This window comes from Mesorhizobium sp. M0522 (assembly GCF_040321085.1).
In the GTDB taxonomy this organism is placed as follows: Bacteria; Pseudomonadota; Alphaproteobacteria; order Rhizobiales; family Rhizobiaceae; genus Mesorhizobium.
The window spans coordinates 14347-32226 of record NZ_JAMYQW010000035.1 but is presented as its reverse complement, the minus strand read 5'-3'; the positions used below and the strand labels follow the sequence as shown (position 1 = coordinate 32226).

General features: G+C 62.5%; 19 protein-coding genes. 7 read left to right on the top strand and 12 right to left on the bottom strand.

Going from position 1 to position 17880, the window contains the following annotated elements; genetic code table 11:
- Positions 1 to 86: 86 nt before the first annotated feature.
- Entirely contained in the window at positions 87 to 320 is a 234-nt protein-coding gene (locus NKI58_RS28110; RefSeq protein WP_023674714.1) for a BolA/IbaG family iron-sulfur metabolism protein, read from the top strand.
- Positions 321 to 332: 12 nt separating this feature from the next.
- On the opposite strand, the gene NKI58_RS28105 is transcribed toward NKI58_RS28110, so the two are convergent.
- The gene (locus tag NKI58_RS28105; protein ID WP_352788512.1) at positions 333 to 1139 is read right to left on the bottom strand and encodes a phosphodiester glycosidase family protein; all 807 of its coding nucleotides are present in this window, start codon (positions 1137 to 1139) and stop codon (positions 333 to 335) included.
- A gap of 163 nt (positions 1140 to 1302) precedes the next feature.
- Between NKI58_RS28105 and grxD the strand changes: the two genes are divergently transcribed.
- Entirely contained in the window at positions 1303 to 1638 is a 336-nt protein-coding gene (gene grxD, locus NKI58_RS28100) for a Grx4 family monothiol glutaredoxin (RefSeq protein WP_023674712.1), read from the top strand.
- Positions 1639 to 1844: 206 nt separating this feature from the next.
- A complete protein-coding gene (locus NKI58_RS28095) occupies positions 1845 to 3044 on the top strand; it encodes a multidrug effflux MFS transporter (protein WP_502897046.1) in 1200 nt (399 codons plus the stop codon).
- Between the two features lie 18 nt (positions 3045 to 3062).
- Here the strand turns inward: NKI58_RS28095 and NKI58_RS35630 are convergent, their stop codons facing one another.
- The 4 genes from NKI58_RS35630 to rpsD all read right to left on the bottom strand — a co-directional run bounded on the left by NKI58_RS35630 (position 3063) and on the right by rpsD (position 5994).
- A complete protein-coding gene (locus NKI58_RS35630) occupies positions 3063 to 3470 on the bottom strand; it encodes a UCP034077 family protein (protein ID WP_502897045.1) in 408 nt (135 codons plus the stop codon).
- A 49-nt stretch (positions 3471 to 3519) separates the two neighbouring features.
- Positions 3520 to 4347, bottom strand: coding sequence for an inositol monophosphatase family protein (locus tag NKI58_RS28085; protein ID WP_352576004.1), 828 nt, complete (start codon positions 4345 to 4347; stop codon positions 3520 to 3522).
- Positions 4337 to 5218 carry a tRNA 2-thiocytidine(32) synthetase TtcA gene (ttcA, locus tag NKI58_RS28080; RefSeq protein WP_352457797.1) on the bottom strand — a complete coding sequence of 294 codons (882 nt, stop codon included), beginning with the start codon at positions 5216 to 5218 and terminating at the stop codon, positions 4337 to 4339. The genes NKI58_RS28085 and ttcA overlap by 11 nt, the downstream gene beginning before the upstream one ends.
- A gap of 158 nt (positions 5219 to 5376) precedes the next feature.
- Complete coding sequence (rpsD, locus tag NKI58_RS28075) at positions 5377 to 5994, bottom strand: 30S ribosomal protein S4 (RefSeq protein ID WP_023717376.1); 618 nt, start codon at positions 5992 to 5994, stop codon at positions 5377 to 5379.
- 380 nt (positions 5995 to 6374) lie between these two features.
- Between rpsD and NKI58_RS28070 the strand changes: the two genes are divergently transcribed.
- Positions 6375 to 6587 carry a hypothetical protein gene (locus NKI58_RS28070; protein ID WP_023674706.1) on the top strand — a complete coding sequence of 71 codons (213 nt, stop codon included), beginning with the start codon at positions 6375 to 6377 and terminating at the stop codon, positions 6585 to 6587.
- Positions 6588 to 6677: 90 nt separating this feature from the next.
- On the opposite strand, the gene NKI58_RS28065 is transcribed toward NKI58_RS28070, so the two are convergent.
- The 4 genes from NKI58_RS28065 to NKI58_RS28050 all read right to left on the bottom strand — a co-directional run bounded on the left by NKI58_RS28065 (position 6678) and on the right by NKI58_RS28050 (position 9481).
- Positions 6678 to 6866, bottom strand: a complete 189-nt coding sequence (locus NKI58_RS28065) for a DUF3008 family protein (RefSeq protein ID WP_352788507.1) — start codon at positions 6864 to 6866, stop codon at positions 6678 to 6680.
- A 76-nt stretch (positions 6867 to 6942) separates the two neighbouring features.
- Complete coding sequence (gene murI, locus NKI58_RS28060) at positions 6943 to 7755, bottom strand: glutamate racemase (protein ID WP_352788505.1); 813 nt, start codon at positions 7753 to 7755, stop codon at positions 6943 to 6945.
- A 134-nt stretch (positions 7756 to 7889) separates the two neighbouring features.
- On the bottom strand, positions 7890 to 8534 hold the full coding sequence (locus tag NKI58_RS28055) for a DUF805 domain-containing protein (protein WP_352827791.1): 645 nt from the start codon (positions 8532 to 8534) through the stop codon (positions 7890 to 7892).
- Positions 8535 to 8614: 80 nt separating this feature from the next.
- Positions 8615 to 9481, bottom strand: coding sequence for an RNA methyltransferase (locus NKI58_RS28050; RefSeq protein WP_352637808.1), 867 nt, complete (start codon positions 9479 to 9481; stop codon positions 8615 to 8617).
- 206 nt (positions 9482 to 9687) lie between these two features.
- On the opposite strand from NKI58_RS28050, the gene NKI58_RS28045 reads away from it, so the two are divergent.
- Both NKI58_RS28045 and NKI58_RS28040 read left to right on the top strand, forming a co-directional pair.
- On the top strand, positions 9688 to 10899 hold the full coding sequence (locus tag NKI58_RS28045; protein WP_352788500.1) for an NADP-dependent isocitrate dehydrogenase: 1212 nt from the start codon (positions 9688 to 9690) through the stop codon (positions 10897 to 10899).
- A gap of 11 nt (positions 10900 to 10910) precedes the next feature.
- The gene (locus NKI58_RS28040; protein ID WP_352788497.1) at positions 10911 to 11537 is read left to right on the top strand and encodes a glutathione S-transferase family protein; all 627 of its coding nucleotides are present in this window, start codon (positions 10911 to 10913) and stop codon (positions 11535 to 11537) included.
- Positions 11538 to 11783: 246 nt separating this feature from the next.
- Here the strand turns inward: NKI58_RS28040 and NKI58_RS28035 are convergent, their stop codons facing one another.
- The 3 genes from NKI58_RS28035 to recA all read right to left on the bottom strand — a co-directional run bounded on the left by NKI58_RS28035 (position 11784) and on the right by recA (position 16666).
- On the bottom strand, positions 11784 to 12578 hold the full coding sequence (locus NKI58_RS28035; RefSeq protein WP_352788494.1) for a PhzF family phenazine biosynthesis protein: 795 nt from the start codon (positions 12576 to 12578) through the stop codon (positions 11784 to 11786).
- Between the two features lie 64 nt (positions 12579 to 12642).
- A complete protein-coding gene (alaS, locus tag NKI58_RS28030; protein WP_352788559.1) occupies positions 12643 to 15309 on the bottom strand; it encodes an alanine--tRNA ligase in 2667 nt (888 codons plus the stop codon).
- 259 nt (positions 15310 to 15568) lie between these two features.
- Positions 15569 to 16666 carry a recombinase RecA gene (gene recA, locus NKI58_RS28025; protein WP_023674696.1) on the bottom strand — a complete coding sequence of 366 codons (1098 nt, stop codon included), beginning with the start codon at positions 16664 to 16666 and terminating at the stop codon, positions 15569 to 15571.
- Between the two features lie 276 nt (positions 16667 to 16942).
- On the opposite strand from recA, the gene NKI58_RS28020 reads away from it, so the two are divergent.
- Positions 16943 to 17875 carry a PfkB family carbohydrate kinase gene (locus NKI58_RS28020; RefSeq protein WP_352788492.1) on the top strand — a complete coding sequence of 311 codons (933 nt, stop codon included), beginning with the start codon at positions 16943 to 16945 and terminating at the stop codon, positions 17873 to 17875.
- The last annotated feature ends 5 nt before the right edge of the window (positions 17876 to 17880 follow it).

Genomic DNA, 17880 nt, shown 5'->3' with positions numbered 1-17880 from the left:
TGTGATCGAGTGGGCCCCTTTCCCTGTGGTTCATCCGCCATTTCGACCATATCTATGAGATCACGACCTGAACAAGGAATCCTCACATGGCAATGGACGCCCACGACATCGAACGGCTGATCAAGGAAGGCATTCCGGACGCCAAGGTGACGATTCGCGACCTGGCCGGCGACGGCGACCATTATGCGGCTGAGGTGGTGGCCGAAAGCTTTCGTGGCAAAAGCCGCGTCCAGCAGCACCAGATGGTCTATGACGCGCTGAAGGGCAACATGGGCGGCGTACTGCACGCGCTTGCACTGCAGACCAGCGTGCCGGACTGAGCTCTCTTGCAGTTACCGGCTCGCAAGCTTCTTACCGGTCACGGCAATGATCGGCCCCGCCGGATACTTTCCACCAACAATCATCCGCTCGCCGTTCGACAGCGCCGAAACGGCCCCGTCGAAGAAAAGCGCGTTGGGACAATCGAGCGCGTCTCGAAACAGTCGTGCGAAGCTGCCGAGGCTGACTTCAGAGCGTGAGATCGCCAGCACGACGGTGTTTTCGTCACGCACGCCGACTCCGTTGCGGATATAGCGCGACGTGCTGTTCTGCTCGAAACGGGGATGAAGCCCGCCGTCGATCACCAGCATCGGGCCGGATTGCGTGGCGAACATCACGTCCGGCCTGGCGGCGGTATAGGCGTTCGTCTCCATGACCGCCGCCTTGCCGTCCTTGCGGACCAGGAATACGCCATTCGGTTTCAGGAAGAAATTGCCTCCGCTGTCGGCGACGTTGATCGGCGCCTTCTCCTGGCCGTCTTCAACGAGAAGGCCGACTGGGGTCAGGTCTTGGTGGTACATGCCGGCGTTCGTGGCGAGCAGCACCGTCCGGCCCTGATCCGCCATCGCCTTGTCGAATTTGTCCAGTGAACCGAAAGCCTTGCCGTCGAGGCCTGTGTGGAACACACCGACGTCATAGCGGCGCAGATCGATCTCGCAGGCGACATAGGCGACCGCCTCGAAGCTCGCATCGCGGCACGGCGCCGGCAATTCACCGCCGACGACCAGCGTTGGCTGTCTCGGCGACGTGGCCCACCAGATCAAGACCAATGCGGCGACCAGAACGGCGAGGAGGAACCCGGCGAGATATCGTCTTTTCATCGCGCCTCGGGAAAGATGGTGGCCAACGCTCTTGGCCCAAGATCAGACGTTCCTTTGCGCCATTTGCATGGCAAGGCGGCAAACATCTTGTTTCGCGCAACCCATGGGTTTATTTGAAGGGTAATGTTCGAGCCTGACTCCCACAGGCATGAAAGGGTATTCCATGAGCGGCATCAACGACTACATCGACAATGAAGTGAAGGGCAACGACGTCGTTCTCTTCATGAAGGGCACGCCCGGCTTCCCGCAATGCGGATTTTCCGGCCAGGTCGTGCAGATCCTCGACTATATCGGCGCCGACTATAAGGGCGTCGACGTGCTGACGTCGGCCGAGCTGCGGCAAGGCATCAAGGACTATTCAAACTGGCCGACCATCCCGCAGCTCTACGTCAAGGGCGAGTTCGTCGGCGGCTGCGACATCATCCGCGAGATGTTCCAGGCGGGCGAACTGCAGACCTTCCTCGTCGAAAAGGGCGTCAGCGTCAAAGGCGCCGCCTGACTTCTGTTTCTGCGTATGACCTTCCGCCTGCGATTTTCGGGGGTCATGCGCTAAGCGCCGGGGCAGCCCCACCTTGGCAAAAAGTTCTGCCCATTATCGGGCAATCAACGAATGGATGCGTCGGCCAGCCGGCGCATTTTCGTTTGAGGATCGGACTGGCCGTGGATCAGCAAGCACAAGCGCAGCAAAAGGCAAGCACCTTGCCTATTCCGCGCTGGGAATTCATTGCGCTGTGCGCGGCGCTGATGGCGCTCAATTCGCTGGCCATCGACATTATTTTGCCGGCGCTGCAGCAGATCGGCGCTTCGCTTGGCATCGAAAATGAAAACCACCGGCAATATGTTGTCACCGCCTATATCCTTGGCTTTGGCGGCGGACAGCTGTTCTTCGGGCCGATCTCGGACCGCTTCGGGCGCCGCGCGCCGCTTGTCGCAGGGCTGGTGATCTACGTCCTGGCGGCCGGCGCTGCGGCAATCGCCCCGTCATTCACCACGCTTCTGCTATGCCGGGCCGTGCAAGGCATCGGTGCGGCGGCGACGCGCGTCATTGCCGTCTCGATCGTGCGCGATACGTTCGACGGAAGGCGCATGGCCGAAGTCATGTCCTTGATCTTCATGGTGTTCATGGCCATTCCGGTGGTGGCGCCCGGTATCGGCCAGTTCATCATGCTGTTTGCGACCTGGCATGTGATCTTCGTCACCATGGCAGCCGGCGCGCTGATCGTGTCCGCCTGGTCGCTGCTGCGCCTGCCCGAGACACTACACCCCGAATATCGCCGGCCGCTGACGCTGTCCTCCATCATCGGCGGCTTCCGCATCGTTCTCACCAACCGCATCGCGCTCTGCTACGCCTTCGCCAGCACCTTCATCTTCGGCGCCATGTTCGGCTTCATCGCCTCGGCCCAGCAGATCTATGTCAGCGTGTTCAATGTCGGCGAGATGTTCCCCGTCATCTTCGCGGGGGTTGCCGGCGTGCTTGCTTTTTCGAACTACCTCAACTCGCGCCTCGTCGGCCGCATCGGCATGCGCCGTCTGTCGCAAAGCGCGCTGCTGCTGTTTCTGGCCATCAGCCTTGCCTGGCTGGTCGTTTCCATCGAAATAAAGATGCCGCTCTGGCTCTTCATTACCTTCTTTGCCTGCGCCATGGTCCCGTTCGGCGCGCTCGGCGCGAACTTCAACGCGCTCGCCATGGAGCCACTGGGGCACCTGGCCGGCACTGCGTCGTCGATCCTCGGGTTCATGCAGACATTTCTTGGCGGCATACTCGGCACGCTGATCGGCCAAGCCTTCAACGGCACGGTGACGCCGCTGGCCGCCGGATTCTGCAGCGTGTCCGTGGCGGCGCTGCTGATGATCCTGCTGGCCGAGCGCGGCAGACTGTTCCAGCCGCATAACCCGCCGGTCTAATGCACATTGCGCGTGCGCCTAGGATGCACCCTCACTGACCGCGGTGAAGCGAGGGAACAGCGTACGTCCTGCGATTGCTCCACCCATACTGTCCGAAACGGGCAGTGGAAGAGCCTTGTCGAGCGCCTCGAGGACGGAAGCCACGAAGGCCCGGTTGAGCGGACCATCGTCCCCTAGATGGGAGAAAGTGGCGCGCGGCTTGCCAATAAGCGTGCCGTTTCGGCGAATTGAGAACTGCAGCGTCAGGGTCATGCCCGCGCTTCCGCGCGGCGGCTTCCAACAGGCGAAGATCGCGGAGAACATCTCGTCTATGGTGTCGACGGAGTCGGGACTGCGACATGCGCGTTCCCCAGCTCTTGTTTCATGGACACCGGCAACCAAGGCAAGGGCAAAGGCCGTTGCAACAATTGCGGACCGAGGTTTCATTCGAGATCTCCGGTTTCGCACAAGATTGGACAACTTTGGCAGCGAAGAGCTATTCCGCCCAGAGCTCACGGCGCAGCTCCCGCCAGCTCTCCCGGTCCGGTGCGACCAGCAGGCCACCCCCGACATGCGACGGCAGATAGGCGCTGCCGTCGAAGCGCGCGGCATGGCCGCCGGCCTCCGCATGGATCAGCACGCCGGCCAAGTGGTCCCAAGGCATCAGCTTGTTGTAGACGACGAAATGGCCGTGGCCGCTGGCCAGCAGGCGGTATTCATGGGCGGCGCAGCGATAATTGAACTGCGATAGCGACTTGGTCTGGTTGCGCGCCAAACGTGAGCGGTCCGGCTCGGGCACATAGTGCCATGAGACCGCACCGGTCATTTCCGACATCGGCGCCGGTTTGGCGACATGGACCTTTTCCAGATCGCCATGGGCATGGCGGATATGGCTGCCGGCGCCACTAACGCCGATCAGCCAATCCTTGCCGACGGGATCGTGAATGATGCCGGCGACCGTCTCGCCCTTGATCACGACGCCAAGCATGACGCCGAACAGCGGCACGCCGGAGGCGAAGTTGAAGGTGCCGTCGACCGGGTCGATGACGAAGGCGAGTTCGGCATCGCCGAGACCGTCGAGCAGCGTCGGGTCGTCGGAGCAGGCCTCCTCGCCGACGATCATTGCGTGGGGATAACGCTGGCGCAGCCTGGCGGTGATGAGCCGTTCGGCATTGACGTCGGCCTCGGTGACGAGATCTGCGGCCGAGGTCTTGCGACGGACGTCGCCCTCGCTCAACCGGCGAAAGCGTGGCATGATCTCGGCGACGGCGGCTTCCGACAGAAGGTCGGCAAGCCAGTCGATCGCGCTATCGTCAAATGTCATCGGGACGCCTGGTGGTGAGGGTTTCGTTGAGGGCGGCGAAATCGAACAGCTTCCTGTCGAGCAGATGCGAACGCCGCACATTGGTCATGGCGTGGATCATCGTGTCCTTGCGGCCGGGCATGCGCTTCTCGATGTCGTCGAGCATCGCCTTCATGGCGTTGCGCTGCAGGCCTTCCTGGCTACCGCACAGATCGCACGGAATGATCGGGAATTTCATGGCGCCGGCGAATTTCTCGAGATCGGCTTCCGCACAATAGGCGAGCGGCCGCAGCACCATGACATCGCCTTCGTCATTGAGCAGCTTCGGCGGCATGGCGGCCAGGCGCCCGCCATGGAACAGGTTCATGAAGAAGGTTTCCAGTATGTCCTCGCGGTGGTGGCCGAGCACCAGCGCCGAGCAGCCCTCCTCGCGGGCAATGCGATAGAGATGGCCGCGCCGTAGCCGCGAGCACAGCGAGCAATAGGTGCTGCCCTCGGCCAGCTTGTCGGTGACCACCGAATAGGTGTCCTGATATTCGATGCGATGCGGAATGGCATATCTATCGAGATAATCGGGCAATATGTGCTTGGGAAAGTTCGGCTGGCCCTGGTCGAGATTGCAGGCCAACAGCTCGACCGGCAGCAGCCCGCGCCATTTGAGATCGAGCAGAACGGCAAGCAGGCCGTAGGAATCCTTGCCGCCCGACAGAGCGACCAGCCAACGGTCGCCGGGCCTCACCATGGAGAAATCGTCGATCGCCTGGCGGGCAAGCCGCAACAGCCGTTTGCGCAGCTTGTTGAACTCGACGGAGGACGGCACATCGGCAAACAGAGGATGAAAGCCGCCTTCGGCGTCGGCGACCGGTTCGAGCGTTTCGGCGTCTGGCTGCATGTTCACGGCGCGTCGGCCCCAAGATCCTGTTGCCGCCCGCAGTAGCGCATCGGACCGAAAATCGAAATCGATTTCGGAATCACGCCGCGGAAAAGGAACGAAAAAGAAAAGGCCGCCTCGACGGGCGGCCTTCGATTGTATCGCGACGAACGCGCCGATCAGCGCGAATAGAACTCGACGACCAGGTTCGGTTCCATCTGCACGGCAAACGGAACGTCCGCCAGGCCGGGGATGCGCGTGAAAGCCGCGGTCATCTTGTTGTGATCGGCCTCGATGTAATCGGGCACGTCGCGCTCGGCCAGGCCCACCGATTCCAGCACAATGACCAGCTGCTTCGACTTCTCGCGCACTTCGATGACATCGCCCGGCTTGCAGCGGTACGAGCCGATGTTGACGCGCTTGCCGTTGACGTTGACGTGGCCATGATTGACGAACTGGCGCGCCGCAAAGATGGTCGGCACGAACTTGGCGCGGTAGACGACTGCGTCGAGGCGCGATTCGAGCAGGCCGATCAGGTTCTCCGAGGTGTCGCCCTTGCGGCGGTCCGCCTCTTCATAGACCTTGCGGAACTGCTTTTCCGAAACGTCGCCATAGTGGCCCTTCAGCTTCTGCTTGGCGCGCAGCTGCAGGCCGAAATCGGAAAGCTTGCCCTTGCGGCGCTGGCCGTGCTGGCCGGGGCCGTATTCACGCTTGTTGACCGGGGACTTCGGGCGGCCCCAGATGTTTTCGCCAAGACGGCGGTCGATCTTGTACTTCGCGGATTCGCGCTTGCTCATCGCATTCCCTTTCAAAACAATGCACCCGGAACCTCATGGTCCGGGTGAAGGAAACGCGCCCTCCTCTGGCCTCCGTTTTCGAGACCTGACAGGGTTTTCCACGCAACGCGACGGAAAACCCACGGGACACGTCATTTCAAACAAGACATAAGGAAAGTAAAACCGGCTTCCCAAACGTCTTGCACACATAAAGAAAACCACCGGGCATTGCGGCCCGGTGTTGGTGGGCTGGTTAAACGGAGATTTAACCGCTGTCAAGCTTCTGGCTGGCGCGAATCGCCGAACCGGATAGTGTTACGGTTGTAGAACGTGCCGGATGTGGCGGGAGGTTGCGCCAGCGGCATCAGGAAGGGACTGAAGTCAGAGGAGCTGGAATTCGCATGAAGAAGTTCTTCCTTACGTTGGTAGGAGCCGCGGTGATGGCCGGCACGATGGCGGTCGCGCCCGAGCCGGCGCAGGCCCGGCATTGGCATGGGCACAGGCATCACCAGGTCTGCCGCATCGTGGTCAAGAAGAAGGTGGTGTGGCGCCACGGTCATCGCAAGGTTATCCGCTACAAAGTGCGGCGCTGCGGGTGGGGCTGGAACTGGTAATTTTCGTCCTCGCCCGTTGAGACTTCATGGCCCGCGGCTCAGCCGCGGGCCTTTTATCGACCGGCACCCGCCGCCAGAATGGTCAGTCGATCAGTGTTTCGACTTCTTTTCCGGCAGGCCCTTGCGCCTGGTCTCGGCGAACTCCTCGAGCTGTTTTTCGCTCATGGATTTATACATTCCCTTCGACGCGCCTTTGAGCGCGCCCTTCTTGGTCTCGCCGCGCTTGGCTGACAATGCCGCGCCGGCCGCTTTCTGCTGGGCTTTTGAGGTGGCTGGCATGATGGTTTCTCCCGTTTCCGATGAGAGGAAAACGCATTGTCTGGTGTGATGTTCCCAAAGCGAAAATTGCTTGCGGTCAGGATATCGCCAAGCCAAATCCCTGCATCAGCCGGCGCGTCGGAAAATCGGCGCTGTTCGAGGTGAAGAATGCGAGGTCGGCGCCTTCCGGCAGTGCCTCTCTGCGATAACCGGCCTCGGTATCGGCAAGCAGCGAGAGCGCGCGGCGTGCGATCGCCTCGGCCGGGTCGAGCCAGTCGACCGGCCACGGTGCTGTCTTGCGCATGCGGTTGGCCAAAAACGGATAATGGGTGCAGGCAAGCACGATGATGTCGGTGCGCAGCCCGTCATGCTCGACGAAGCACGGCGCGATCTCTGCGCGCACGGCGTCCTCGTCGACAAAACCATCGCGCATATAGGCTTCGGCCAATCCCGCCAGCCTGTCGCTGCCGACCAGGCGGACATGGCATTTCTGCGCCCATTTGCTGATCAGGTCGCGCGTGTACTGGCGCTTGACGGTGCCGGGCGTCGCCAGCACCGAAACCAGGCCTGAGCGCGTGCGTTCCGCCGCCGGCTTGATGGCCGGCACGGTGCCGACGAAAGGGTGGCCGGGAAACCTCTCGCGCAACGCATCTATGACCAGTGTCGAGGCGGTGTTGCAGGCGATGACCGAAATGGCCGGCGAAAACCGGTCGAGCAGCCTGGCGAACAACTCCAGGATATGTGTTCTCAGCGCCGGTTCCTCCCAGGCGCCGAAGGGGAACGCCGCGTCGTCGGCGACATAGATGAAGCGGCGGTCAGGCATCAGCACGCGCGCCTCACGCAGCACGGTGAGGCCGCCAATGCCGGAATCGAACATCAGGATCGGACGGGCGCTTGATGGATCGGTCATCGTCATTGAATTCACTAAGGGCTGGGATCACGTGGGCTCGAAAGAGAGAAGGCGGGCCCATCCTTTGCGTCGGCGATGGCTTTATCTCTGACGCTTCTATCTGGAACCATCATGGCCTTGATGCGGCGAGACGGTCACACAAGGCCGCGCTTGCCGAAGCCGCCGGCCCGCGGCCGGCCGTTCGCCGGAGATGCAGGTTGAGATGCAGGTTGGTTCGACGGCACCGGTGCGGCGCGCATGGCGTAGGCCGCAGCCTGGGCCGTCGCGCCGGCGGCTGACTCTGAATGGAGCGCCGCGGTGCCGCGCAGCGGCCCGGGCGGGTCGAAATCGTCGAAGCTCAGGGATGACGCCATATCCGCAGAGCCACCGCCCGCCGGCTTGCCCGCCAAGATGACGGCCCACAGCCCGACAAGAGCTAATCCCAACAGGTTAAGGCCGGAATGCGAATCTTCGCCGTCGAATTTCACGACAAGAACAGTGCCGGCCTGCAGGATCGCAAACAGCGTCGAGAACACGATATACGACCAAAGGATCCAACCCGACCCTTGCGCGTCGCGGCTTCGACGCCAGGCGAAATTCGCGCGTAACAGAACGATCACCAGCGAGGCGACGAGAACGGCTGCGGCCAGCCCTTCCCTGGAAGGTCCGGGCTTTGAATTGGCCAAACCCTCGATGCCGATGGTCAGCACGACGCACAGCACAACGGTCACGATTTCCGCAACCAGCAAGGCCGCGGAATAGAAAAAAAAGCGAAGACGCCCGATATTTGAATTGAACATCGAAAGGATCCATCGTTTTCCAGACAATGGATCACACCAAATAACATTCGGTTACTGGTGAGGTATGGGCAGTTCCGAGGCTAGTCTTTGTCTTTCGCCCTCGCAGCGCGTGCCGCGGCCGCCGGGAGCCGCCTTGGATCGTCGCCGGGCGATCCGTCGCCGCGCGGCATGGCCGGCGAGAACCTGTCCAGCGATGATATTATGCCGCGCAGCACCTTAAGCTCCGGCTCGGCAAAGCCGGCGCGGGTCAGCACTGCACGCAAATTGTCGACCATCTTCGGCTTCTTCGCTGCCGGGCGGAAATAGCCGCGCGCCTCCAGTGCACCTTCCAGATACGCAAACAGGCCGTGCAATTCTTCCTTGGCAGCCGGCGGCATTTCGGGGCCGGAGAAGTTGGTCCTGGTCTCGTCTTCCAGGCCGGACTTCATCCATTCATAGGACATCAGCAGGGCCGCCTGGGCGATGTTGAGCGAGGAGAAGGCTGGATCGACGGGGAAGGTGACGATCTCGTCGGCAAGGCCGACCTCGTCATTATAGAGGCCGAAGCGCTCGCGGCCGAACAGGATGCCGGTGCGCTGGCCGGCCCGCTGCCGCGCCCGCAGCGCCCTGCCCGCCTCGACCGGACCGCGCACCGGCTTGAAATTGTCGCGCGCGCGCGCCGTGGTGGCGAAGACGAAGTTCAAATCGGCAACCGCCGAGGCCAGGTCATCGAATACCTTGACGGCATCGATGACGTGGTCGGCGCGGCTTGCGGCGGCACGCGCCTTCTCGCTCGGCCAGCCGTCGCGCGGATTGACGAGCCGCAGCTCGGAAAGGCCGAAATTGGCCATGGCGCGTGCAACCATGCCGATATTCTCGCCGAGCTGCGGCTCGACCAGGATGATCGCCGGTCCGGACGCTGGAGTTCCGGAGGCAAGAGGGGTTTCGGGATCCTGGGTAGCGGCCATGGTTGTCAGTGAACTGCTGTTTGCGGCATTTCGCAGTCCCCTGCCACATTTGGCGGCGAAAATGAAGCTTTCGCAAGGAATGCCGACACTACGGCGCGGTTCGCCGTTTGCGCGGCCAAAAAGCCTTTGATATACGGGCCGCATCCCAGGGCCGGCAGCCGTGCGGGCAAGGCCGTTCCGTTCCCCAAAAGCGAGGCATTCTTTCCATGGCGAAGATCAAGGTGGCGAACCCGGTCGTCGAACTCGACGGCGACGAGATGACCCGCATCATCTGGCAGTTCATCAAGGACAAGCTGATCCACCCTTATCTCGACCTCAAGCTCGAATATTACGACCTCGGCATCGAGCACCGCGACGCCACCAACGACCAGGTGACCATCGATTCGGCCAACGCCATCAAGAAATACGGCGTCGGCGTGAAATGCGCGACGATCACGCCCGACGAGCAGCGCGTCGAGGAATTCAAGCTGAAGAAGATGTGGAAGTCGCCGAACGGCACCATCCGCAACATCCTCGGCGGCACCATCTTTCGCGAGCCGATCATCATGAAGAACGTGCCGCGGCTGGTGCCCGGCTGGACCAAGCCGATCATCGTCGGCCGCCACGCCTTCGGCGACCAGTACCGCGCCACCGACTTCCGCTTCCCCGGCAAGGGCAAGCTGACGATCAAATTCGTCGGCGAGGACGGCCAGGTGATCGAGCACGACGTCTTCGACGCACCTGGCGCCGGCGTCGCCATGGCCATGTACAATCTCGACGAATCGATCCGCGAATTCGCCCGCGCCTCCCTGAACTACGGCCTGCTGCGCAATTACCCCGTCTACCTCTCGACCAAGAACACCATCCTCAAAGCCTATGACGGACGCTTCAAGGACATCTTCCAGGAGGTCTACGAGGCGGAGTTCGAAGCAGAATTCAAAGCGAAGAAACTCTGGTACGAGCACCGGCTGATCGACGACATGGTGGCCTCGAGCCTGAAATGGTCGGGTGGCTATGTCTGGGCCTGCAAGAATTATGACGGCGACGTGCAGTCCGACACGGTGGCGCAAGGCTTCGGCTCGCTCGGCCTGATGACCTCGGTGCTGATGACGCCGGACGGCAAGACCGTCGAGGCGGAAGCCGCGCACGGCACCGTCACCCGCCACTATCGCCAGCACCAGAAGCGCGAGGAGACCTCGACCAATTCGATCGCCTCGATCTTTGCCTGGACGCGCGGCCTCGCGCATCGCGCCAAGCTCGACGACAATGCCGAACTGAAGCGCTTTGCCGAGACCCTGGAAAAGGTCTGCATCCAGACGGTCGAGTCCGGCTTCATGACCAAGGACCTGTCGCTGCTGATCGGCCCCGACCAGCCATGGCTTTCGACCACCGGCTTCCTCGACAAGATCGACGAGAATTTGCAGAAAGCGATGGCCTGAGCCCAACCGGCATGGGCAAGCCCGTCGTCTACGGCGCGGACTACAGCGTCTATGTGCGCATCGTGCAGCTGGTGCTGGAGGAAAAGGGTGTCGGCTACGAGCTCGTGCCCGTCGACGTCTTTGCCGCAGACGGCATTCCCGGCTGGTACTTCGAGCACCAGCCGTTCGGCCGCATCCCGGCCTTCGAGCATGACGGCTTTCGCCTCTACGAGACCGGCGCGATTGCCCGCTATGTCGACGAAGCCTTTGGCGGCCCGGCGCTGCAACCGGTCGAAGCCCGGCCTCGAGCACGCCTGAACCAGATCACCGGCCTGCTCGACGCCTACGCCTACAGGACCATGGTCTGGGATGTCGCTGTCGAGCGGCTGGAAAAAACGCCGCCCGACGAAGCCCTGATCGCCAACGGGTTGCGGCAGGCAAGAACGGCATTTCAGGCGCTCTCTTCGCTGAAAGCCGAAGGGCCTTGGCTGTTGGGACCGGACCTGACGCTGGCCGACCTGCACGCCGCACCGATCATCGGCTATTTCGTCAAGGTCGCCGAGGGACAAGCCCTGCTGGCCGAGTTTGCCGAGATTCGGGATTGGTATGCGCGCATCACTCAACGCGCGAGTTTTGCGAAAACCGAAAAGGCAGGGTGACAAAGATACGAGAGGCCGAGGGACAGCACCCCCCTCTGTCCTGCCGGACATCTCCCCCTCAAGGGGGGAGATTGGCAGGTTCATTGCCCCGCTTTTCTTCAATCATTGACAAGTGGCGAAGGCAATCGTGACATCCAATCTCCCCCCTTGAGGGGGAGATGTCCGGCAGGACAGAGGGGGGTGCTGTCCCGCCGAGGCTGGCGACAAATTCTCCCAGATCCTTGCCTTCTCTGCCTCGCAAGCCGCTCAATCGGGAAGGTAGATCTCCGCCTTCATGAAGGTCTTCGCACGGCCTGTGATCAGCACGCGATCTCCGGCCAGTTTGCATAGCAAATGCCCGCCGCGCTGCGAGCATTGGAATGCCGACAGATGCGTCTTGCCGAGTTTTTCAGACCAATAAGGCACCAGCGTCGCATGAATGGAGCCGGTTACCGGATCCTCGGGAATGCCCGCCCCGGGCACAAAGTAACGGGAGACGAAATCGTGGGCTCGCCCAGGCGCGGTAATAACCAGGCCGAGAGGATGAAAACGTCCGATCCTGAGCAGATCGGGAACGAAAGATCGCACGGTTGTCTCGTCGGCAAGCTCGACAAACAGGTTCTCGAAATTGCGGAAGCTCGCAACCGGCCGCTGAGGCAATATCGCTTGCAGCGCCGAGTTCAGCTCTTCCTCGACGGGCTGCGGCGGAAAACAAGGCAGATCGAGCTGATAGCCCCCTTCCCACCGGGAAACCCGCAGCTCGCCGACCCGGGTGGCGAAGGCCATTTCGCCCTGACCATTGTATTCCGTAGCCAGCACATGGGCGGCCGCAAGAGTGGCGTGGCCGCAGAAGTCGACTTCGTGGACCGGCGTGAACCAGCGCAAATCCCAACCTTTGCCATTCGGCCGCACAAACGCGGTTTCAGCAAGATTGTTTTCGTTGGCGATGGCCTGCATTACCTGCTCCGACAGCCATTCCTCTAAAAGGAGAACGGCGGCAGGGTTACCCTGGAAGGCCCGTTCGGCAAAGGCATCGACCTGATACATCGTCAGCGTCGGCATATCGGCCCTCAAAGATATCCGCTGGGCGGCGCGCCGTTTCGGCCGTGCCGCTCCCGGTGCAGGTTCACGCCGCTTCGAGAGCCGCCTTCACCGCAGCGATCGCGTCTTCGGCCTTCGAGGCGTCCGGGCCGCCGGCCTGAGCCATATCGGGTCGCCCGCCGCCGCCCTGCCCCCCCAATGCCGCGGACGCGACGCGCACCAGATCGATGGCGTTGAAGCGGCCGGCCAGATCATCGGTGACGGCGACGACGACGCTTGCCTTGTTGTCCTCGCCGGCGCCGACAAAGACGACGATGCCGGAGCCGAGCGACTTCTTGCCGGCATCGGCCAACGGCTTAAGATCCTTTGGCGAGACGCCCGATACCGCCTTGCCGAGAAAACCGACACCGGCAATGGTTTCGTTTTCCGCAGGCACTCCGGCTGGCGAGCGATCGCCCAGCGCCAGCTTCTTGCGCGCCTCGATCAGCTCCTTTTCGAGCTTCTTGCGTTCGTCCAGCAGCGCCTCGACGCGGGCCGGCACATCGGCCGGCGAAATCTTCAACGCGGCGGCGGCCGCCTTCAACCGCTTGTCCTGTTCGTCGAGATGCTTTCTGGCCGCCTCGCCGGTCAACGCCTCGATGCGGCGCACGCCGGCAGCGACCGCGCTGTCGGACACGATGCGCACCAGGCCGATATCGCCGGTCGCCCTAACATGCGTGCCGCCGCATAGCTCGACCGAATAAGGCCGGTTGGCCTTGGCGCCATGCAAGCCCGTGCCCATCGAAACGACGCGCACTTCATCGCCATATTTCTCGCCAAACAGCGCCATGGCGCCTTCGGCAATGGCGTCGTCGACAGACATCAGCCGCGTGGTTACAGGGCTATTCTGAACGACGATTTCGTTTGCCATACGCTCGACCTCCTCGAGCTCGTCAGGCGAGATCGGCTTGTTGTGGGAGATGTCGAAGCGCAGACGTTCGGGCGCGACCAGCGAGCCCTTCTGCGCCACATGGGTGCCCAGCAACTCGCGCAGCGCCTCATGGATCAGATGCGTGGCGGAATGATTCGCGCGCAGTCTGGTGCGGCGCGCGTGGTCCACCTTCAGCTCGACGGTCGCGCCCGTCTTGACCGTGCCGTTGGCCACCTTGCCGAGATGGACGAAAAGCCCATCGGCCTTCTTCTGGGTATCGGATATTTCGATCGAGAACCCGTCGCCTGAAATGACGCCGGTATCGCCCATCTGGCCACCGGACTCGCCATAGAACGGCGTCTGGTTGACAACCACGGCAACGGCGTCGCCTTTGCCGGCACTGTCGACGGTCTTGCCGTCCCTGACCAGCGCCTGGATGAGGCCTTCCGCCTGCTCGGTCTCATAGCCGAGGAACTCGGTGGCGCCGGCGTTCTCGCGCACCGGAAACCATACCGTCTCGGTCGCCACGTCGCCGGAGCCGGCCCAGCTTTTGCGCGCCTCTTCCTTCTGCCGCTCCATCGCCTCGGTGAAGCCGGCAAGGTTGACCGAGATGTTGCGCTGACGCAGCGCGTCCTGCGTCAGATCGAGCGGAAAGCCATAGGTGTCGTAGAGCTTGAACGCTGTCTCGCCATCCAGCATGTCGCCGGAGGCCAGCTTTTCCGTCGCCTCCGAAAGCAAGCCCAAGCCGCGCACCAGCGTCTTGCGGAAACGAGTTTCCTCAAGCTTCAGCGTTTCGGTGATCATCTGTTCGCCGCGCACCAGTTCCGGGTAGGCTTGGCCCATCTCGCGGACCAGTGCCGGCACCAGGCGCCACATCAGCGGATCACGGGCGCCGAGCAACTGCGCGTGGCGCATGGCGCGGCGCATGATACGACGAAGCACGTAGCCGCGGCCTTCGTTGGACGGCAGCACGCCGTCGGCGACCAGGAAGCAGGACGAACGCGAATGGTCGGCGATGACGCGCAACGATGCGACGGCGTCCGCATCCGGACCGCGGCCGAGCGCCGACGATGCGGCGTCGATGAGGTGGCGGAACAGGTCGGTTTCGAAGACGCTTTCAACGCCTTGCAGGATGGAGGCCATGCGCTCGAGGCCCATGCCCGTGTCGATCGACGGACGCGGCAGGTCGACGCGCTCCTCCTTCGTCACCTGTTCGTACTGCATGAACACCAGGTTCCAGAATTCAAGGAAACGGTCGCCATCCTCCTCGGGGCTGCCGGGAGGGCCGCCCCAGATATGCTCGCCACGGTCGATGAATATCTCCGAACACGGCCCGCAAGGTCCAGTGTCGCCCATTGCCCAGAAATTGTCCGAAGTCGCGATGCGGATGATGCGATCGTCCGAAAGGCCGGCGATCTTCTTCCAGTACGAGGCCGCCTCGTCGTCGGTGTGGTAGACGGTGACCAGCAGCTTGTCCTTCTTCAGCCCGAACTCCCTGGTGATCAGGTTCCAGGCAAGCTCTATGGCCCGCTCCTTGAAATAGTCGCCGAAGGAGAAATTGCCGAGCATCTCGAAGAAGGTCAGGTGGCGCGCGGTGTAGCCGACATTGTCGAGGTCGTTGTGCTTGCCGCCGGCGCGAACACTCTTCTGGGCAGTCGTGGCGCGCGAATACGGCCGCTTCTCCAGACCGGTGAAAACGTTCTTGAACTGCACCATGCCGGCATTGGTGAACATCAGCGTCGGGTCGTTGCGCGGCACCAGCGGGCTTGACGCGACGACCTCGTGACCTTCCTTGCGAAAATAGTCGAGAAATGCCGACCGGATCTCGTTGACGCCACTCATGAATACTGCCTTTTCGAGAGAACCGCCGGCTGCCGGCGGAAAATAGACATGGCCTTTTAGCGGTCGCACCGCAGCCTGTCCAGAAACACCAAATGGGCTCAAATCCCGGCTTTCACCAGCGCCTTGAAATGCGTCTGCCTCGCCGTCAAACGCGAACCGCCGGCCCAGGGCCGGCGGTTCGAAACGCATCGATTACGCAAACTCAAAATCAAAACATCAAATCGAAACCTGGCTGAGGCTCAGCGAGGCGTCGCCTGCCCTACATCACCCCAGCGTCGTCCTCGAAACCGTCGTCGCTGCTTTCGGAGCCGCCGTTCTCAAGGAATTTCTCAGCGATCAGCCCGGCATTCTGCCGTAGCGCCAGCTCGATCTCGCGCGCCGTGTCGGGATTGTCGCGCAGGAACAGTTTTGCGTTTTCGCGGCCCTGGCCAAGACGCTGCGAATTGTAGGAGAACCAGGCGCCCGACTTTTCGACCACGCCCGCCTTGACGCCGAGATCGACCAGCTCGCCGGTCTTGGAGACGCCCTCGCCATACATGATGTCGAACTCGACCACCTTGAAGGGCGGCGCCAGCTTGTTCTTGACGACCTTGACGCGGGTCTGGTTGCCGACGACCTCGTCGCGATCCTTGACCGAGCCGATGCGGCGGATGTCGAGGCGGACCGAGGCATAGAATTTCAACGCATTGCCGCCGGTCGTCGTCTCGGGCGAACCGAACATGACGCCGATCTTCATGCGGATCTGGTTGATGAAGATGACCATGGTGTTGGAGCGCGAGATCGAGGCGGTGAGCTTGCGCAGTGCCTGGCTCATCAGGCGGGCCTGCAGGCCGGGCAGCGAATCGCCCATCTCGCCTTCGATTTCCGCCCGCGGCGTCAACGCCGCCACCGAATCGACCACCAGCACGTCGATGGCGCCGGAGCGCACCAGCGTGTCGCAGATCTCCAGCGCCTGCTCGCCGGTATCGGGCTGCGAGATCAAAAGGTTTTCGAGATCGACGCCGAGCTTGCGGGCATAGACCGGGTCGAGCGCGTGCTCGGCATCGACGAAGGCGCAGATGCCGCCCTTCTTCTGGGCTTCGGCCACCGTGTGCAGCGCCAGCGTCGTCTTGCCCGAGCTTTCCGGCCCGTAGATCTCGACGATGCGGCCGCGCGGCAGGCCGCCGACGCCAAGCGCGATGTCCAGCCCAAGCGAGCCGGTCGGCACCGTTTCGATCTCGACGACCTGCTCGTTCGCGCCGAGCCGCATGATCGAGCCCTTGCCGAAGGCACGCTCGATTTGCGACAGCGCCGCATCCAGAGCCTTTGATTTGTCCACCGCTTTGTCCTCTACAAGCCGCAAAGAATTCTGAGCCATGATACATCACCCCGTGGTCGTCAATGGAGGCCGGACAATCCCGCAATCCTTAAAAGAATGTACCTCATTTGTTCTCATTTGTCAATGAGCACCAAGGGTTTGAAAAATAACGCATATCCCTATTTGTTCTATTTTTGTTTCGCAATTATTGCTTCCGATGTGTCTCGCCTCGCATGCGGCGCCGTTGCCGTCACCAGCCGAATCGGACCCGCGATTGCAGGGTTCCGCCCGGCGACCTAGTCTCTCCGGGCAACAGCTAAAGGGCATTTTGACGGCATGATCAAATCCCCGACGATCCTGGCCGTGGGCGGCGCCTATATCGAGCGGCGCGGCCGGGTTGCCGGCGCCTTCGTGCCGGCCGCTTCCAACCCCGGCACGATGCGCGAGCATGTCGGCGGTGCCGTCTTCAACGCCTTGCGCTGTGCGGTGCGACGCGGCGCCTCGGCCTCGCTGCTTTCGGTGCGCGGCGGCGATGCCCTTGGCGACACGGTTTTACGCGCCGTCACCGAGGCCGGCATTGCCGACCTGTCGGCGGTGTTCCTCGACCGAGCAACGCCAAGCCATACGATGCTGATCGATAGCGACGGCGGGCTGATCGCCGGCCTTGCCGACATGGTGCTCTACGAGCTGGCGCTTCCCAAGCAGATCCGCCGCGCCAAGGTGCGGGAAGCGATCGGTTCGGCCGACGCGGTGCTGTGCGACGCCAACCTGCCGTCGACCGCGCTGGGGCGGCTGGCGGCACTCGCCGCCGACAAGCCGGTGTTTGCGCTTGCGGTCTCGCCCAATAAGGCGGCGCGGCTGATGCCGGTGCTCGACCGTCTGGCGCTGGCCTTCATGAACCGGCAGGAGGCCGGCGTGCTCGCCGGCGTCGGCATCGATGCTGACGATCAAGGCATCGTCGACGGCCTAAGACGCGCCGGGCTGAAAAGCGGCGTGATCACCGCCGGCGACGAACCAGTGCTCGGTTTTGACGAATTGAGCGCGTTCTCGATCTCGCCACCGCCGCTACAAAAGCGGACCGATACTGCCGGCGCCGGCGACGCATTGGCAGGCGCCACGATCGTTGCCCTGCTGCGCGGCCTGACGCTACGCGCGGCACTGCGCGAAGGCATTGCCGCAGCTATGCTCGCCGTCGAGCGCGCCGCCTTCACCAGCGCCAGCTTTGCCGAGGCGCTGGCGCTCGTGCCCGAGGCGCGGGACCTGGCGTGAAGTGC

Bases quoted from the DNA above. Each gene is read 5' to 3' on its own strand.
- NKI58_RS28110 (WP_023674714.1), top strand. From the start codon at position 87: ATGGCAATGGACGCCCACGACATCGAACGGCTGATCAAGGAAGGCATT.
- NKI58_RS28105 (WP_352788512.1), bottom strand. From the start codon at position 1,139: ATGAAAAGACGATATCTCGCCGGGTTCCTCCTCGCCGTTCTGGTCGCC.
- grxD (WP_023674712.1), top strand. From the start codon at position 1,303: ATGAGCGGCATCAACGACTACATCGACAATGAAGTGAAGGGCAACGAC.
- NKI58_RS35630 (WP_502897045.1), bottom strand. From the start codon at position 3,470: ATGAAACCTCGGTCCGCAATTGTTGCAACGGCCTTTGCCCTTGCCTTG.
- NKI58_RS28085 (WP_352576004.1), bottom strand. From the start codon at position 4,347: ATGACATTTGACGATAGCGCGATCGACTGGCTTGCCGACCTTCTGTCG.
- ttcA (WP_352457797.1), bottom strand. From the start codon at position 5,218: ATGCAGCCAGACGCCGAAACGCTCGAACCGGTCGCCGACGCCGAAGGC.
- rpsD (WP_023717376.1), bottom strand. From the start codon at position 5,994: ATGAGCAAGCGCGAATCCGCGAAGTACAAGATCGACCGCCGTCTTGGC.
- NKI58_RS28070 (WP_023674706.1), top strand. From the start codon at position 6,375: ATGAAGAAGTTCTTCCTTACGTTGGTAGGAGCCGCGGTGATGGCCGGC.
- NKI58_RS28065 (WP_352788507.1), bottom strand. From the start codon at position 6,866: ATGCCAGCCACCTCAAAAGCCCAGCAGAAAGCGGCCGGCGCGGCATTG.
- murI (WP_352788505.1), bottom strand. From the start codon at position 7,755: ATGACCGATCCATCAAGCGCCCGTCCGATCCTGATGTTCGATTCCGGC.
- NKI58_RS28055 (WP_352827791.1), bottom strand. From the start codon at position 8,534: ATGTTCAATTCAAATATCGGGCGTCTTCGCTTTTTTTTCTATTCCGCG.
- NKI58_RS28050 (WP_352637808.1), bottom strand. From the start codon at position 9,481: ATGGCCGCTACCCAGGATCCCGAAACCCCTCTTGCCTCCGGAACTCCA.
- NKI58_RS28045 (WP_352788500.1), top strand. From the start codon at position 9,688: ATGGCGAAGATCAAGGTGGCGAACCCGGTCGTCGAACTCGACGGCGAC.
- NKI58_RS28040 (WP_352788497.1), top strand. From the start codon at position 10,911: ATGGGCAAGCCCGTCGTCTACGGCGCGGACTACAGCGTCTATGTGCGC.
- NKI58_RS28035 (WP_352788494.1), bottom strand. From the start codon at position 12,578: ATGCCGACGCTGACGATGTATCAGGTCGATGCCTTTGCCGAACGGGCC.
- alaS (WP_352788559.1), bottom strand. From the start codon at position 15,309: ATGAGTGGCGTCAACGAGATCCGGTCGGCATTTCTCGACTATTTTCGC.
- recA (WP_023674696.1), bottom strand. From the start codon at position 16,666: ATGGCTCAGAATTCTTTGCGGCTTGTAGAGGACAAAGCGGTGGACAAA.
- NKI58_RS28020 (WP_352788492.1), top strand. From the start codon at position 16,943: ATGATCAAATCCCCGACGATCCTGGCCGTGGGCGGCGCCTATATCGAG.